10 protein-coding genes are annotated in these 16,180 nt (G+C 72.7%); 5 read left to right on the plus strand and 5 right to left on the minus strand.

The window, feature by feature from the left end; translation table 11 throughout:
* Position 1: 1 nt before the first annotated feature.
* The 5 genes from scpA to ABGA98_RS27780 form a co-directional block, all read right to left on the minus strand.
* Positions 2-2,149, minus strand: coding sequence for a methylmalonyl-CoA mutase (gene scpA, locus ABGA98_RS27760; protein WP_347621352.1), 2,148 nt, complete (start codon positions 2,147-2,149; stop codon positions 2-4).
* Positions 2,146-3,984 carry a methylmalonyl-CoA mutase subunit beta gene (locus ABGA98_RS27765; RefSeq protein ID WP_347621353.1) on the minus strand — a complete coding sequence of 613 codons (1,839 nt, stop codon included), beginning with the start codon at positions 3,982-3,984 and terminating at the stop codon, positions 2,146-2,148. The genes scpA and ABGA98_RS27765 overlap by 4 nt, the downstream gene beginning before the upstream one ends.
* A gap of 60 nt (positions 3,985-4,044) precedes the next feature.
* The gene (locus tag ABGA98_RS27770) at positions 4,045-5,880 is read right to left on the minus strand and encodes a peptidoglycan-binding protein (protein ID WP_347621354.1); all 1,836 of its coding nucleotides are present in this window, start codon (positions 5,878-5,880) and stop codon (positions 4,045-4,047) included.
* Positions 5,881-5,962: 82 nt separating this feature from the next.
* On the minus strand, positions 5,963-6,901 hold the full coding sequence (gene mtnA / locus ABGA98_RS27775; protein ID WP_347621355.1) for an S-methyl-5-thioribose-1-phosphate isomerase: 939 nt from the start codon (positions 6,899-6,901) through the stop codon (positions 5,963-5,965).
* Between the two features lie 31 nt (positions 6,902-6,932).
* Complete coding sequence (locus ABGA98_RS27780) at positions 6,933-8,798, minus strand: TrkA C-terminal domain-containing protein (protein ID WP_347621356.1); 1,866 nt, start codon at positions 8,796-8,798, stop codon at positions 6,933-6,935.
* Positions 8,799-8,919: 121 nt separating this feature from the next.
* Here ABGA98_RS27780 and ABGA98_RS27785 point away from each other — a divergent pair, with 121 nt between their 5' ends.
* The 5 genes from ABGA98_RS27785 (at position 8,920) to ABGA98_RS27805 (ending at position 16,160) form a co-directional block, all read left to right on the plus strand.
* A complete protein-coding gene (locus ABGA98_RS27785; RefSeq protein WP_347621357.1) occupies positions 8,920-10,458 on the plus strand; it encodes a serine/threonine-protein kinase in 1,539 nt (512 codons plus the stop codon).
* Positions 10,459-10,517: 59 nt separating this feature from the next.
* Positions 10,518-11,627: a DUF5925 domain-containing protein gene (locus tag ABGA98_RS27790; protein WP_347621358.1), complete on the plus strand. Its 1,110-nt coding sequence runs from the start codon at positions 10,518-10,520 to the stop codon at positions 11,625-11,627.
* 114 nt (positions 11,628-11,741) lie between these two features.
* Entirely contained in the window at positions 11,742-13,040 is a 1,299-nt protein-coding gene (locus tag ABGA98_RS27795) for a C39 family peptidase (RefSeq protein WP_347621359.1), read from the plus strand.
* A gap of 4 nt (positions 13,041-13,044) precedes the next feature.
* Positions 13,045-14,901 (plus strand): prolyl oligopeptidase family serine peptidase, encoded by a 1,857-nt coding sequence (locus ABGA98_RS27800; RefSeq protein WP_347621360.1) that lies wholly within the window; start codon positions 13,045-13,047, stop codon positions 14,899-14,901.
* A complete protein-coding gene (locus tag ABGA98_RS27805; RefSeq protein ID WP_347621361.1) occupies positions 14,898-16,160 on the plus strand; it encodes a M20/M25/M40 family metallo-hydrolase in 1,263 nt (420 codons plus the stop codon). Before ABGA98_RS27800 ends, ABGA98_RS27805 begins: the two co-directional genes overlap by 4 nt.
* The last annotated feature ends 20 nt before the right edge of the window (positions 16,161-16,180 follow it).

Consider the following 16,180-nt stretch of genomic DNA (forward strand, 5'->3'; position numbering starts at 1 on the left):
CCTATGGACGCCTCCTCAGCTGGTCGATGAGGTCGAGGGCGGCGTCGGCGATCACGGTGCCCGGCGGGAAGATCGCGGCGGCGCCGGCGGCCCGCAGCGCGTCGTGGTCGTCCGGCGGGATGACGCCGCCGACCACGATCATGGTCTCGCCGGCGTCGTGGTCGGCCAGCGCCTTGCGCAGCGCGGGCACGAGCGTGAGGTGGCCGGCGGCCAGCGACGACACGCCCACGATGTGCACGTCGGCCTCGACCGCCTGCCTGGCGACCTCTTCCGGGGTCTGGAACAGCGGGCCGACGTCGACGTCGAAGCCCAGGTCGGCGAAGGCCGTGGCGATGACCTTCTGGCCGCGGTCGTGACCGTCCTGGCCCATCTTGGCGACCAGGATGCGCGGGCGGCGCCCTTCGGCGCGCTCGAAGTCGGCGCAGGCCTGGCGGACGCGTTCGACGGCGGCGGAGGGGCCTGACTCGTCGCGGTACACCCCTGAGATGGTACGGACCTGCTCGGCGTGCCTGCCGAAGACCCGCTCCAGCGCGTCGGAGATCTCGCCCACCGTGGCCTTGGCGCGGGCGGCGTCGACGGCCAGCTTGAGCAGGTTGTGCTCCAAGCCGGGCGCCGGGTTGTCGGCGGCCTTGGTGAGCGCGTTGAGCGCGTGCTGGACGTCGGGCTCGTGGCGCTCGGCACGGAGCCTGGCGAGCTTGTCGAGCTGCTGGGCGCGTACGGCACTGTTGTCGACCTTGAGCACCTCGATGTCCTCGTCACCGGTCGCGCGGTACGTGTTCACGCCGATGACGGGCTGGCGGCCCGAGTCGATGCGGGCCTGGGTGCGGGCGGCGGCCTCCTCTATGCGCAGCTTGGGCAGGCCCGCCTCGATGGCCCTGGCCATGCCGCCGGCGGCCTCGACCTCCTGGATGTGCTCCCATGCGCGTTCCGCGAGGTCGTGGGTGAGGCGTTCGACGTAGTAGGAGCCGCCCCAGGGGTCGATCACCTGCGTGGTGCCCGACTCCTGCTGGAGGAGGAGCTGGGTGTTGCGGGCGATGCGGGCGGAGAAGTCGGTGGGCAGGGCGAGTGCCTCGTCCAGGGCGTTGGTGTGCAGCGACTGGGTGTGGCCCTGGGTGGCGGCCATGGCCTCGACGCAGGTGCGGGCGACGTTGTTGAACACGTCCTGCGCGGTCAGGGACCAGCCGGAGGTCTGGCTGTGCGTACGGAGGCTCAGCGATTTCGGATTTTTCGCGTTGAATCCGGAAACGAGCTTGGCCCACAACAACCGGGCGGCCCTCAGCTTGGCGACCTCCATGAAGAAGTTCATGCCGATGCACCAGAAGAAGGACAACCGCGGCGCGAACCGGTCGATGTCCATGCCCGCGGCGACCCCGGCCCGCAGGTATTCGACGCCGTCGGCCAGCGTGTAGGCCAGCTCCAGGTCACACGTGGCGCCAGCCTCCTGGATATGGTAGCCGGAAATGCTGATCGAATTGAATCTCGGCATCTTCTCGCTGGTATACGCGAAAATATCCGAAATAATCCGCATCGACGGCGTCGGGGGATATATGTAGGTGTTGCGGACCATGAATTCTTTGAGGATGTCGTTCTGGATCGTCCCCGCGAGCTGCTCCGGCGCGACACCCTGCTCCTCGGCCGCCACGATGTACAGCGCGAGAACGGGCAGCACGGCGCCGTTCATGGTCATGGACACGGACATGCGGTCGAGCGGGATCCCGTCGAACAGCTGCCGCATGTCGTAGATGGAGTCGATCGCCACGCCCGCCATGCCCACGTCCCCGGCGACGCGGGGGTGGTCGGAGTCGTAGCCGCGGTGCGTGGCCAGGTCGAACGCGACCGACAGGCCCTTCTGCCCGGCGGCGAGGTTACGCCGGTAGAAGGCGTTGGAGTCCTCGGCCGTGGAGAAGCCCGCGTACTGGCGGATCGTCCACGGCTGGTTGACGTACATCGTGGGGTACGGCCCGCGCAGGTAGGGGGCCGCGCCGGGATAGGTGCGCAGGAAGTCGAGACCGTCGAGGTCGCCGGCGGTGTAGAGCGGCTTGACCTCGATGCCCTCGGGCGTCTCCCACACCTCGCCCGCCGGCTCGGGGGCGTTCGTCCCCGGCTTGGGACCGCCGTTGAGGGGGATGCCGGAGAAGTCCGGGATCATCGGGTCACCTCCAGGTCGTCGAAGGTCGTGCGGAGCACGGCCAGCGCGTCGCAACCCGCGTGGAGGGTGGCGTCCACGCCGTCGTAGTCCCCCTTCCCCGCCAGCCACACCTTCTTCGCCCCCGCCTCGCGCAGGGCGGTGGCGACGGCCGCGGCGTGCTGGGCGTACAGCTTGTCGCTCGAGCACAGGCAGGCGACCGCCGTGCCGCTGACGGCGAAGGCGGTGGCGATCTGCTCGGGATCAGTGCCCGGGCCCGCAGTCTCGGTCTCCAGCCCGCCCGCCTGGAACAGGTTCGCCGCGAACGCGGCCCTGGCGGTGTGGGCGGCCACGGGGCCGATGGTGGCGAGGAACACCTTGGGGCGCTCGGCCTGAGCGTCGGCCAGATCGCGCAACTCCTCGAACGGCTCGGCGTAGCGCACCCGCGGCAGCCCCGCGCTCCCGCCGGCCTCCGCCGGCTCCGGAGAGCGGCCTGCCCGCGACGCGCCTGGAGGGCCTGACCCTTCCGGCGGCGCGTCCCTCCGGACGTCGTCAGGTGTCGCCCGCGAGGGTGTGCCGGAGGCCGGGGCAGGGCGGAGGGGTTTCTCGTGGAGGTCGGGGTATTCGCTCACGCCCGTGATCGGGTGGCGCCGGTGGGCGATGTCGTCGGCGCGGCGGGCACGGGTGGCGGCGATCCGGCCGGACACCAGCCCGGCCCCAGCCTCGATCCCCCCGGAGGCCTCGATCTCCTGGAACCAGCCCCACGCCCGCTCGGCCAGGTCGGCGGTGCGGCGTTCGACGTACCAGGAGCCGCCGGCGGGGTCGATCACCCGCCCCGCACCCGCCTCCTCCAGCAGCAGCGCCTGCGTGTTGCGGGCGATGCGGCGGGAGAAGGCGTCCGGCGGACGGATGCGGGCGTCGAACGGGCGCACCGTGACCGCCTCGGCTCCGCCCACGCCGGCGGCGAAGCAGGCGAGCGTGGTGCGCAGCATGTTGACCCAGGGGTCGCGGGCGGTCATCATGGCCGCGCTCGTCACGGCGTGCTGCGCCTGGCCCCCGTGCTCGGGGGCGCCGCAGACCTCGGCGACCCTGGCCCAGAGGCGGCGCGCCGCGCGCAGCTTGGCGATGGTGGCGAACTGGTCGGCGGTGGCGGCGTACCGGAACTCGATCTGCCCCAGCGCCTGCTCGACGGAGAGCCCGCCGCCGGTGAGCGCCCGCAACTCCGCGACGCCCCGCGCCATCGAGCAGCCGAGTTCCTCGGCGTCGCTCGCGCCGGCGTCGTGGTAGGGGGTCGCGTCGACGACGACGGCCCGCAACCCGGGGAACCCGGCGACGCAGCGGCGCGCCAGCTCGGCCCCGAGCGCGCCGGAGGCCCCCAGGTTGCCGCTCAGCGTGGTGCCGCGGGCGGCGGCCAGGCCGAGCAGCGCCTCGGCGGCCTCCGCGGCGAGCTCGCCGGCCTCCAGGACGACGGGCGCCAGGTCGAGGTAGACGTTCTTCAGCACCGTGCCGAGCTCGCCCACCGGGATGGCGCCCGGCCCGACGACCAGCCACAACGAGGTGACACCGCTCTCCAGGTCGGCCAGCACGGCCTCGGGGTCGGCCACGGTGTGCCGCTGCCGCACGTCCCACCCGGGCACGGCCCTGGCCCCGCGGACGTAAGGGGCCGCGCCTGGCAGCCCCGGATCCTCAGGCAGGTCGCCGGCGTCGTAGAGCGGCGCGACCGTCACCCCGTCGTAGGTCAGGGTCGACAGCGCCTCCTCGGGAGAGTCCGCCTCGACCCCGGATTTGCGCAGGACCGCCACCGCCAGCGCCCGCCAGTCGTCGCGCGACACGGGCGCGAACCCCGCTGCCAGTTCCATGTTCGGATAGTAGGCGGAAGGCCGCGAACCCAGGAACCCAGGGTCCACCCCTACGCGAGATCAGCTGGTCGGGGCCTCCCACGCCAGCCGCCAGGTGATCGGGCCCACGATCCCGTCGTCGTCGATCTCCTGCACGCGCTGGAACCTGCGGCACACGTCGCGCGACTCGGGACCGTACGCGCCGTCCACGTCGAGGTCCCAGCCGCGCTTGCGCATCTGCGCCTGCCACGTCCGCACGTCCTCGCCGCGCGTCACCGGAGGGTATCTCAGCAGCCGCCCGGGGAACGGCGGCGTCGAGGGCGCGGGCGTGCCGGGACGCGGGGCGCCACGCCTGACCCAGGCGTACAGCGGGTCGCCGGGGCAGTCGGTGGCGTAGCCGTCGCGGTGCCCCTTGACCTCCTTGCCCGCGCGCCCGCGTGCGCGCAGGTGCTCGACCGCGTCGACGATCGCGTGCAGGACGCCGTCGGGCGGCTGCACGAGCCCCGCGTTGCCCACCAGCCCGAGCACGGCGTAGTGGCCGGAGTTGAGCCCGGGGCCGTTGGCGGCGGGCAGATGATGCGCCCCGCGCCCCTCGAACACCCTGCGGTGCGGGCAGGCGATCATGGTGTTGCCGGTGAAGTAGACGGTCCCGTCCCTGCGCGCCAGCCAGCTCTGGTTCTCGGTCCTGGGACACCAGATCGGGCCGTGGTACGTCTCCCTGCTGATGGTGAAGCCGCCGTCGCCGCGCTCTTCGGCCGGTCGCGGCACGACGTGCCGCCGTCCGTCGACGGAGACCATCCACCCGTCCGTCTCCGTGTCACCGGCCGGCGGCACGCGGCGCAGCGACGCTCCCGAGCCGGACAGCAGCAGGGCGACCATGAAGGACTCGGCCGCAGCCCGGTCCTCCAGCACGAGCCCCGCGGGCCCGGCCTCACCCGCCGCCAGGGAGGTCTCCACGAACAGGGCGAGCTGCGCCCTCGACAGGGAGAGCACGAAGTCGAGCGCGGGCACCCTGCCGGGCGCCACCTCGAGCAACCGCCGCCCCGCCCCGGCCGGGAGACGGAACGCGACGCGATCGCCCGTGACCGTCTCCCGCCATCGGGGACCGCCGCTCCCCTGCCGGCGGAGCCGATCGGCGGGAGGGCCGAAGACCCCGTGGAGCGCGGCGCGGATGCGTACGAGATGCGCCTCGTCCTCCGGCGACCGGTGGATCGCGACGCCGCCCCCAGCCCGGGCGCCCCCGGCGGCCCCCGCCGTCCAGAACCACGCGGCCAGCTCCACGAAGGCGTCCGACCATTTCGGCTCGGCCGGCAGGCCGGCGCAGGGAGCCGCGATCGTGATGCGGTCGTCACGGCCGATGGTCTCGGTGGTCGCCCACGTGCGCTCACGAAGGGTGACCGCCCGGCCCGCCCTCCCGGCGGGAAGCCACGTCGTGCCGGGCTCCCTCCACCGTACGGGGCCGGGGCCGCGGCGACGGCGCTCCACCGGCCAGCGGTGATGGGGCGTGGTCAGCGAGGAGTGGCCGGCGCCCTCCATCCGGATCATCTCCCGCTCCCGCGCGGGGAACACGCACACCTCCAGCACGGGCTGCCACTCCGACATGCCCGTTCCTTGGTCGAGCGTGAGCGCGATGTCGCCGGGGCGCAGCTCACGGTGGGACCTCCACCCCTGCCGGGTGAGGATCTCGGTCTTCTCGTCGACGCAGTAGCCGATGTCGATCCAGCCGTTGCCGTCCATGTGGTGGCCCTGGATGGAACGTACCAAGGCCGTGCAGGCGTCGTGGTCGGAGACGATGCCGGGGTCGACCCTGCCGCCCGTGTAGTGGACCTTCACACCTTTGGCGGAGTCGAGCTGCGTGTAGTCGCCGCGTGGCGGGCGAGCGTTCCAGTCGCGCCTTGATACCAGGTCGATGGCCACAGGTGAGCTCCGGGGGTCGCTGTCGGTGACGACCGAGCGTAACGCGGGTGGCGCGGACCGGTCCTGGAGATGGGGGATTTGGTCAGGGGCGGATCACCCGCTGGTCCGTCACGATCGCGGTGATGAGGTCGTGCGGCGTCACGTCGAACGCCGGGTTGACCGCGCGCGTGCCCTCCGGAGCCACGCGCACCCCTCTGATGGCCACGATCTCGTCCTCGCCTCGGTCCTCGATCGCGATCTGCTCGCCGGACGGGGTGTTCTGGTCGATCGTCGACTCGGGCGCGACCACCACGAACGGCACCCCGGCGCGTTCGGCGCCGAGCGCGAGCGCGTACGAGCCGATCTTGTTGGCGGTGTCGCCGTTGGCGGCGATGCGGTCGGCGCCGACGAGCACGGCGTCCACCTCGCCCTTGGCCAGCAGGTAGGGGCCCGCGGAGTCGGCGATGAGCCGGTGCGGCGCGCCCATCCTGGCCAGCTCCCACGTGGTGAGCCGGGCGCCCTGCAGCAGCGGGCGGGTCTCCAGCGCCAGCACCTCGGTCAGCCGCCCGCGCTCGTGCAGCGTCTGGACGACGCCGAGCGCCGTGCCGCGTTCGACGGCGGCGAGCCCGCCGGTGTTGCAGACGGTCATGATCCGCAGCCGGTCGCCGTCGAGGAGGTCGGCGCCGCGCTCCCCCATGGACCTGCAGGCGGCGATGTCGGCGTCGCGGACGCGCAGCGCGGCGGCGAGCACCGCGTCGTGGCCCTCCGGCAGGTGGGCGGCGACCTGGTCGACACCCCAGGCGAGGTTGACCGCGGTCGGCCTGGCGGCGCGGAGCCCGGCGATCCGGCCCGGGTCGCCGCCGGCCAGCACGACGCCCAGCGCCCCGGCCACGCCGAGCGCGGGGGCGCCGCGCACGGCCAGCCGCCGGATGGCGTCGACGAGGTCGTCCACGGTGTGGATGCGCACCATCACGCACTTGTCGGGCAGCAGCGTCTGGTCCACGAGCTCGACCGCGCCGTCGACCCAGTCAATGGTCCTCACGGGGCACACGGTAACCCACCGCGGCGCGGGGTCAGCGTTCGGCGAGCACGATCACCGAGTCCGCCTCCTCCAGGACGATGGGCTCGGACTTGTCCGGGTTGAGGACGATGCCGTAGTGCGGCGGATCGTTCCTCGCCGTGTTCTTGCGGTAGCCGATGGCCGTCTCGCCCCTGCGCCTGGCGGACTCCACGACCGTGGAGAACGACACCTTCACGCCCGTCCCCACGTAGGAGGCGGCGGGGCGCGGGTAGATCTCCGATCCGCGCGAGTCGAACAGGTAGCCGAACACGTCGGCCAGGTGCCGGTTCTCGGCGAGCTGGGCGAGGAGCAGGCCGATGACGGTGTCGCTGATGACGATGTCGTCGGCTTCGGTGACCTCGGCCAGGGAGCGGTTGTTCTCGTCGTGCATCTCGCTGACGATCGAGTAGTGCTCGCCGAGCGCGCGCTGCATGTCGCGGAGCTGGAGCAGCGTCATGAGCGTGCGCGTGTCGGAGTGGTGCGGCTCGAAACGGTCGTCGCTGAGCACGATGACGTGCTGGAAGAGGCCGACGCCGAGCGATTCGAGGGCGAAGCGGTCGGTGGTGTCGCAGTCCTTGACGTTGACGGTGAGGTTGGCCAGACCGGCCAGGCCGGTGCCGGCCTTGGGGTGGTCGGCGGCGATCTCCAGGACGGCGCCGGGGGCGACGTAGCCGTCGAGGTAGCGGACGATCTGCTCGGCCCTGCCGTTCCAGTTGAGCAGCAGCATGCGCTCCGGCTCGGCGGGCGTGCGCTCCGTCCCGACGATGGCGCCCTCCTCGATGTACGGCATGCCGGCCGCCAGGCGGACGTGGGAGTCGTCGTGGGCGATGACGATGACCTGGTCGTCGGCGTCGATGACGGTGTCGCCCGGCGGGTTCAGCACGACGCCGGACGGCCGGCGCAGCCCGATCACGGAGGCGGTCTGGTACGCGTGCAGCGCCTCGCCGTACGTGACACCGACGAGCTTCTTCGGGGTGCGCAGGTAGATCTCGCCGCCGTCGAAGTTGAGCAGGTCCATGCACACCACGGACATCCCGGACTGGCGCGAGGACTGCACGATGAGCCGGGACGCGGTGTCGTCGGAGTCGACCAGGAGCACCTCCTGGCCGCCGGCCAGGCGGGCGGCGGCGATGTTGCGGCTGGAGGTCAGCGCCGCGACGGCCGGCGGGTGCACGCCCTCGCGCTTGGCCAGCGCGAGCAGGATCTTGATGACGTGGGCGTCGGGATCCTCGCGCTCGGGAGAGAGCACGACGACCGAGCGGGCCGCCGCCAGGTTCATCAGGTCGAGGTCGTGCGGCTCGGTGGGCCGCCCGGTGCGGCAGACGACGCGAGTCCTGCCCAGGTCGCCGGCCTGCTCGCGGATCTGGTCTTCCATCTCCAGTTTGTCACGTTCCGCCAGGATGGCGATCACTGAGCTGCGCTGGCTCGCCTGCGCCTTGGACAGCTCGGCCACGATCGTGAAGATCTGGTCGGACCAGCCGAGCACCACCGTGTGGCCGGACTCGACGATCCGCGAGCGGCCCTTGCGCAGGCGGTCGACCTTCTGCTTCAACCCGTTGGAGAGCAGGCCGACGAGCATGCTGACGATGAAGATGCCGCCGAGCGAGCCGGCGAACATCACCGTCATGTACGCCGTCGAACCCTCGTCGCTGGAGATCTTGCCGGGGCTGAGCGCGTGCATGAGCGCGATCCACAGCACGTGTCCGGGCCCGGTCACACCCTTCGGCTCGTTGGGCGCGAGCCAGAGCGTCAGCACCGTGACCACGACGAGGAGCGCGACCGACACCATGGCCAGCCAGCCGATCAGCGAAGCCGTCCCCCTGGACATGGTGTTGTCGAACCAGTACCGCGCCCTTTCGCGGAACGTGATCTTCGGCACTTCCCCTGATACCTCCGCGTAAGGAGTGAAATAACGCAACGATCTAAAATACCGTTGGATCTTGATATCCGCATGGCGATGGGATCTTTGTCGCGTGCGTGACGACGGTAACGTATCGCCCATGGTGACCCCCCTGACACCAGACGACCCGGCGTCACTGGGCGATTACCGCCTGGACGGCAGGCTCGGCGAGGGCGGGCAGGGAGTGGTCTACCTCGCCCGCTCCCCCTCCGGCGAACAGGTCGCGGTCAAGCTGCTCGGCACCGGCGACAGCGAGACCAGGGCCAGGCTCGCGCGGGAGCTCGACGCGCTGGCGGGCATCGCCTCCTTCTGCACGGCCCGGGTGCTCGATGTCTCCACCGGCGGGCCACGGCCGTACGTGGTGAGCGAATACGTGGAAGGCCCCTCGCTGTCCGACCGGGTGCGCGAGCGCGGCCCGCTGCGCGGCGGCGATCTGGAGCGCCTGGTGGTGGGCACGGCCACGGCGCTGGCCGCCATCCACGCGGCCGGGATCGTGCACCGCGACTTCAAGCCGTCCAACGTTCTGCTCGGCCCCGACGGGCCCAGGGTGGTCGACTTCGGCATCGCCAGGGCGGAGGGGGCGGCGACCATGACCTCCGGCCTGATCGGCACGCCCGCCTACCTGGCGCCCGAGCAGATCAACGGCACTCCCGCGGCTCCGGCCTCCGACGTCTTCGCGTGGGCCGCCTCCATGCTGTACGCGGCCACGGGCACGAGCCCGTTCGGGGCCGGCACCGTCCCCGCCGTGCTGCACCGGGTGCTGCACACCGAGCCGGACCTGTCGCCGCTGCCGCCGCGCCTGCGCGGGCTGATCGCGTCCTGCCTGTCGAAGGACCCCGCGCACCGTCCGTCGGCGCAGCAGCTCATGGTGTCCCTGGTCAACCCCGGCCGCCCGGCCGGACCGCTCGCGGGCCCGGGATCGCCTTCCACCGGCCCGTCACCGCACACCGGCCCCGCGAACCCCGCTGCGCCTTCCACCGGCCCGTCACCGCATGCCGGCCGCACCGGCCCCACGGGGCCGCCCGGCAGCGGGGGGGTCACGCGTGAGGCGCGGCGCCGCCGCACACGTGGCCTGCTGATCGGCGCGACGGCGGTCGTGGTCGCCGCCGCCGCGGCCACCACCACGGTCCTGCTCGTACGCCCTCCGCTCGCGGGGGGCGACGGCTCGCCCACGGCCACCCCTCCAACGTCGTCGCCGGGCGGCCCGTCGGACAGCCCGTCGGACAGCCCGTCGCCCGCCGGATCCAGCACCGCGTCCGCCGGCGCGACACCCACCGGGTCCGAGCCGTCGCCCCGTGCGGGCCTGCGGATCCCGGCCCGCTTCGAGGGCGTCTGGACGGGCCGTACGACCAGCACCAACCCGATGGACCCCGACGACAACGAGAACACGGTGGAGCTGGAGGAGGGCGAGTCCACGGCCAAGTGGCGGGAACGCGACGGCGACGACGACTGCAGCGGCACCATCACCCTGACCAAGGTGGAGGAGACCCGGCTGACCTTCGCCCTGGGCCAGAACGAGGGCGGTTGCGTCCCCGGCACCATCGTGCTGGCGTTGGAGGGCGGCTCGCTCACCTATACCTGGCGCGACGTCCCCGGCCTCGATCTCATCTCCCAGACGGGTACCCTCAACAAGGAATGACCACTTCTCCTCCCCGAAACCCTTCGACATCCGACGACCCTGCGGAGATCATTACCGATATGTCAGTGATCAGGGAGGTGCCGTTCCCCAGCCCCGACGCGGCAGGGCTGCCGATGAACATCTGCGTCGACGACGCCGACTCCGCCATCGACCTCATCGACGCCCTGGCGCTGTCGCCGTTCGCGACGGGCGCGCAGCCCTGGTCCCGGCTGGCCAACCTGGAGCGCGTACGCCCTGAGGCCACGCTCAGCCCCGCCGAAGGCCGCGTGCTGCGCACGGCGCGGGTCGAGGACGGCCCGGAGTCGCGGCTCATCGGCGGCGACGGCTGGACCCTGCGCGTCGTGCGCCACCGCGACCGCACCGCCACGGTCAGCGTGACGGCGGTGAGCGAGGAACTGGCCAAGTCGGTGCTCCACGAGACGATCGACGGCGCCGAAGAGGCCATGCCGGACGTCGACCACGTCGAGATGGGCTTCTGGTGGCGCGGCACGCACGGCGGCACCCGCTCGGAGCGGCCGATCACGGCGCAGCCGTGGCACGAGATCAGCGCCAACTACTCCGGCAAGGTGCGCGCGTCCCTCGGCAAGCTGATGTCCGTCACGCCCTCCGACGTGAACGGCCGGCTCATCCTCCTGCACGGCCAGCCGGGCACCGGCAAGACCACGCTGCTGCGCACGCTGGCCAGGCAGTGGCACGACTGGTGCCAGGTCGACTGCGTGCTCGACCCCGAGCGGCTGTTCAACGAGCCGGGCTACCTGATGGAGGTGGCGGTCGGCTACGACACCGACGATGACGCCCAGCGCTGGCGGCTGCTCGTCCTGGAAGACTGCGACGAGCTGATCAGCGCCGGCGCCAAGGCCCAGGCGGGTCAGGGTCTGTCGCGCCTGCTCAACCTGACGGACGGCCTGCTCGGCCAGGGCCGCGACGTGCTGGTGGCGATCACCACGAACGAAGACCTCGCCCGCCTCCACCCTGCCGTCGTACGCCCGGGCCGCTGCCTGGCGCAGCTCGAGGTGGGGCCGCTGAGCAGGGACGAAGCGATCGCGTGGCTCGGCACGCCGCAGGGCGTGGGCCCGTCGGGGGCGACGCTCGCGGAGCTGTACGCGCTCCGCGCCGGCCGCGAGCTCCCCCACTCCTCCGGCAACGACTCCACGGGCCTCTACCTCTGACCGCCGGGCCCGCGCACCCGCTCAGGACAGGCAGGTGCGCGGCGTCCCCGGCCCCGGCACGGTTCCGCCCGTCGTGGAGGGCCGGGCGGGTACGTAAACCATCCGATGTGCGACATGGAGTGCGAAACCACAATATGGGTGGTGCTCACCGTCGACCCGCCCCCCGTGGCCTTCACCCGCTTCACGATGCCCGACACGATGCCCGCCGCAGGGCCCGGCACGATGCCCGACGCAGGGCCCGGCACAGGGCCCGGCACGGGGCCCGACGTAGGGCCCGGCAGGGGAGCCGACGCGGGGCCGCGCATCTGGATCGGTGAGGAGCACCCGATCGGTTTCGCCGCCACGCAGCTCGTGCCCTCGTGGACCGCTCGCACCCCGCCGGGCACGTGGATCGAGATCGCGCTGCGCGCCACGACGGAGTCCGGCGCCCGCACCAAGTGGTACGTCATGGGCCGCTGGTCCGAGCACGGCGATCCGCGCACCTCGGTGCCCGGCCAGGGCGACGGGGACGGCGACGTGGCGGTGGACACGTTCGTCGCCAGGCGTCCCGTCGTGTCCTGCCAGCTGCGCGTCACCCGGCACGGCGAGGGCGCCCGCGTCACCGGCCTGGGCGTGATGGCCTCGGCCCTGCCCCAGCACCCGCTCCCCCCGGCCACCGCCGCCGGGCCGGGCACTGACACCGGCGCGGTGGACGCCGCCGGGCCGGGCACTGACACCGGCGCGGTGGACGCCGCCGGGCCGGGCGCGGACACCGGGCCGGGCGAGCCGGGGACCGGCGGCGGGGCAGGGGCCGTCGAACTGGCGGTGCCCCGGCACTCGCAGTACGCGCACGCCGGGCACCACCCGCGCTGGGACGGCGGCGGCGCCAACTGGTGCAGCCCCGCCTCGGTGGCCATGGTGCTCGGCTTCTGGGGCCGCGGCCCCGGCCCCGGCGAGCTGGCCTGGGTCGGGGCGGACGACCCCGCGCCGACGGTGGACCACGCGGCCATGGGCGTGTACGACGAGAGCTACCAGGGCACCGGCAACTGGCCGTTCAACGTCGCGTACGCGGGCCGGTACGGGCTGGCCGGCTTCGTGACGCGGCTGCGGTCGGCGGCGGAGCTGGAGCGGTTCGTACGGGCCGGGATCCCCGTGATCACGTCCCAGTCGTTCAAGGCGCACGAGCTGCCCGGCTCCGGCTACTCCACGAACGGGCACATCATGGTCGTGACGGGTTTCACCGCCGGGGGCGACGTCGTCGTGAACGACCCTGCCGCGCCGGCCGAGGCCGAGGTCCGCCGGGTCTATCCGCGGGCCGCGTTCGAGCGCGTGTGGCTCAGGAGCCCAGGCAGCGGCGGCGGTAGCGGCGGCATCGTGTACATCCTCCACCCACCCGAGCATCCCCTTCCTCCCTGCATGAATGGTAATTGGTGAATAAATGAGTATTCGTCCGATCGATGTGGCCCGTACCGACGGCGGCCCTCAGTGGGTGGAGGCGGTGGCCACGCCCTCAGGCACCGAGGTCTGGTGGGACGAGCCCCGCCCGCACGAGGGCGGCCGGCGCTGCGTGGTGCGCCGCCTGCCGGACGGCTCCCGCGTGGACGTCCTGCCGCCCGGCTGGAACGCGCGCAACCGGGTGGTCGAGTACGGAGGCCGCTCCTGGCGCCCGCTGCCCGGCGGCGGGCTCGTCTTCACCAACTGGGCCGACCAGCGCCTCTACCGCCTCGACCCGGGTGGGGACCCGGTGGCGATCACTCCCGTGGGTACGTACCGCTACGCGGACCTGTACCTGCCCCCGGGACGTGAGGAGGTGTGGGCGGTCAGGGAGACGGACAACGTGCGGGACCTGGTGGCGGTGCCGCTGGACGGCGGCCGGACCAGCGTCATCGTCAAAGCCCACCATTTCCTGATGAATCCTCGGATTTCACCCAACGGCCGCCAGGTCGCATGGATCGGCTGGGACCACCCCAACATGCCCTGGGACGGCACCGAGCTCTGCGTGGCCGACCTGCGCGCGGACGGCACGGCCGGCCCTCACCGGGTGGTGGCGGGCGGCCCGCGCGAGTCGGTCGCCCAGGCCGAGTGGCGCGACGACACCGCCCTGTACGCGGTCACCGACCCCACCGGCTGGTGGAACGTGCACCTCGTGCCCGCAGGCGGCGGGCCTGGCCGCAACCTCACGCCGATGGAGCTGGAATTCGGCGGCGCGGCGTGGAAGCCGGGCATGACCTACCTGGCGCTCGCGGAGGACGGTGACCTGGTCGTCGTGTACGGCACCGCCGACCGCCGCCGCCTGGGCGTGCTGGACCCGGAGACGGGCGACCTGCGCGAGATCGGCGGCGCGGCCACCCACTGGTCCTCGACCGTGTCGGTGGCGGGCGGCCAGGTCGCGGCGGTGCGCGCGACGCCGTACACGCCGCTGGAGGTGGCGCTGGTCGGCCTCGACGGCGCGTACGAGATCGTGTCGGCGCCCAAGCCGCTGCCCGACGGGGACCTGCTGCCCACGCCGGAGGCGAAGACGATCGAGGGCGTGCACGCGCACCTCTACCCGCCGTCGGGGGCCACCGGCCCGAGCCCGTACGTGATCTTCGTGCACGGGGGCCCGACCGGGCACCTGCCGATCGTGCTCGACCTGGAGATCGCCTACTTCACCAGCAGGGGCATCGGCGTGGCCGTGGTGAACTACGGCGGCTCGACCGGCTACGGCAGGGCCTACCGGGAGCGGCTGCGCCACCAGTGGGGCGTGGTCGACGTGCAGGACTGCGCCAAGGTGGCCCGCGGCCTGGTGGAGCTGGGCCGGGCCGACGCGTCGCGGATCGCCGTGCGCGGCGGCAGCGCCGGGGGCTGGACCACGGTGGCGGCGCTCGTCCACAGCGACGTGTTCGCGGGCGGGGTCGCGCACTACGCGATCACCGATCCGGAGAGCTGGGCCGCGGAGACGCACGACTTCGAGTCCCGCTACCTGGACGGCCTGGTGGGGCCGCTGCCCGAGACGCGGCAGCGCTACACCGAGCGTTCGCCGCTGCTGAACGCCGCCCGCGCGTCGGGCCCGTGCCTGATGTTGCACGGCCTGGAGGACGCGATCGTGGACGTCGGGCAGGCGGAGCGGTTCACCGCCGAGCTGGACCGGCACGGCAAGGCGTGGGCCCTGCTGACGTTCCCCGGCGAGCAGCACGGCTGGCGCAGGGAAGAGACCATTGTCGCGGTGCTGGAGGCCGAGCTGGCCTTCTACGGGCTGATCTTCGACCTGGAGACGCCCGAGGTGCCGCCGTTGACGCTTAAGGGGAGAGCATGAAGAACGTTGCCGAGATCTGCTCGGATCTGATCAGGTTCGACACCACCAACCCGGGCTCGGGCGAACGGCCCGCCGCCGAGTACGTCGCCACGCTGCTGGCCGACGCCGGGCTCGAACCCGTGGTGTTCGAGTCGGCGCCGAAGCGGACCACCGTCGTGGCCAGGATCGACGGCGACTCCCCCGACGCGCTGCTCATCCACGGCCACCTCGACGTCGTGCCCGCCGACCCGGCCGAGTGGCGGATGCACCCGTTCTCCGGGGAGATCGTGGACGACTGCGTGTACGGCCGGGGCGCGGTCGACATGAAGGGCTCGTGCGCGATGACCCTCGCGACCGTGCTCGACCTGGCCGCGCGGGGAGTGCGCCCGAAGCGCGATCTGGTGCTGGCCTTCCTCGCCGACGAGGAGGCGACGGGCGACTTCGGCTCGCGGCACGCCGTCACCGAGCACCGCGAGCTGTTCGACGGCGTCACGGAGGCGATCAGCGAGTCGGGCGGCTTCAGCGTGGCCTCCGGCGAGCACCGGGTCTACCCGATCGCGGTCGGCGAGCGCGGCACCGCCTGGATGCGGCTCACCGCGCGCGGCGTGGCCGGCCACGGCTCCAAGCCAGCCGTGGACAACCCCGTCGCGACGCTCGCGCACGCCCTGTCGCGGGTGGCCTCCCACCGGTGGCCGGTACGCCTGACGCCGCCGGTCGCGGCGCTCATCGAGCACCTGTCGGAGATCACCGGGCAGCGCATCGACCTCGACCGCCTGGACGAGGAGGCAGCCCGGCTGGGGCCGCTGGGCAGCCTGTTCAAGGGCCAGATCCGCAACTCCGCGAACCCGACGATGCTGGACGCCGGCTACAAGGTCAACGTGGTGCCCTCGACCGCCGGGGCGCACGTGGACGGGCGTTACCTGCCGGGCCTGCGCGAGGAGTTCCTGGAGACGATCGACGCGCTGCTCGGCCCGAAGATCACCCGCGAGTTCGTCAACCTGGAGGACGCGCCCGCCGCGCCGTACCCGTCGGCGTTCTTCGACGAGCTGGCGGGCTCGCTCGTGGCCGAGGACCCGCTCGCGCGGCCGGTGCCGTACGTGATGGCCGGCGGCACGGACGCGAAGTCGTTCGCGCGGATCGGCATCAAGGGGTACGGCTTCGCGCCGCTCATGCTCCGGCCCGACCTCGACTATTTCGGGATGTTCCACGGCAAGGACGAGCGGGTGCCGGTGGAGGGGCTGGAGTTCGGCACCCGGGTGCTCGCCCGCCTGATCGCCTGAGCCGCCGGCGCCGCCTCCCG

The sequence above is a fragment of the Nonomuraea sp. B1E8 genome (assembly GCF_039871515.1).
Lineage (GTDB): Bacteria > Actinomycetota > Actinomycetes > Streptosporangiales > Streptosporangiaceae > Nonomuraea.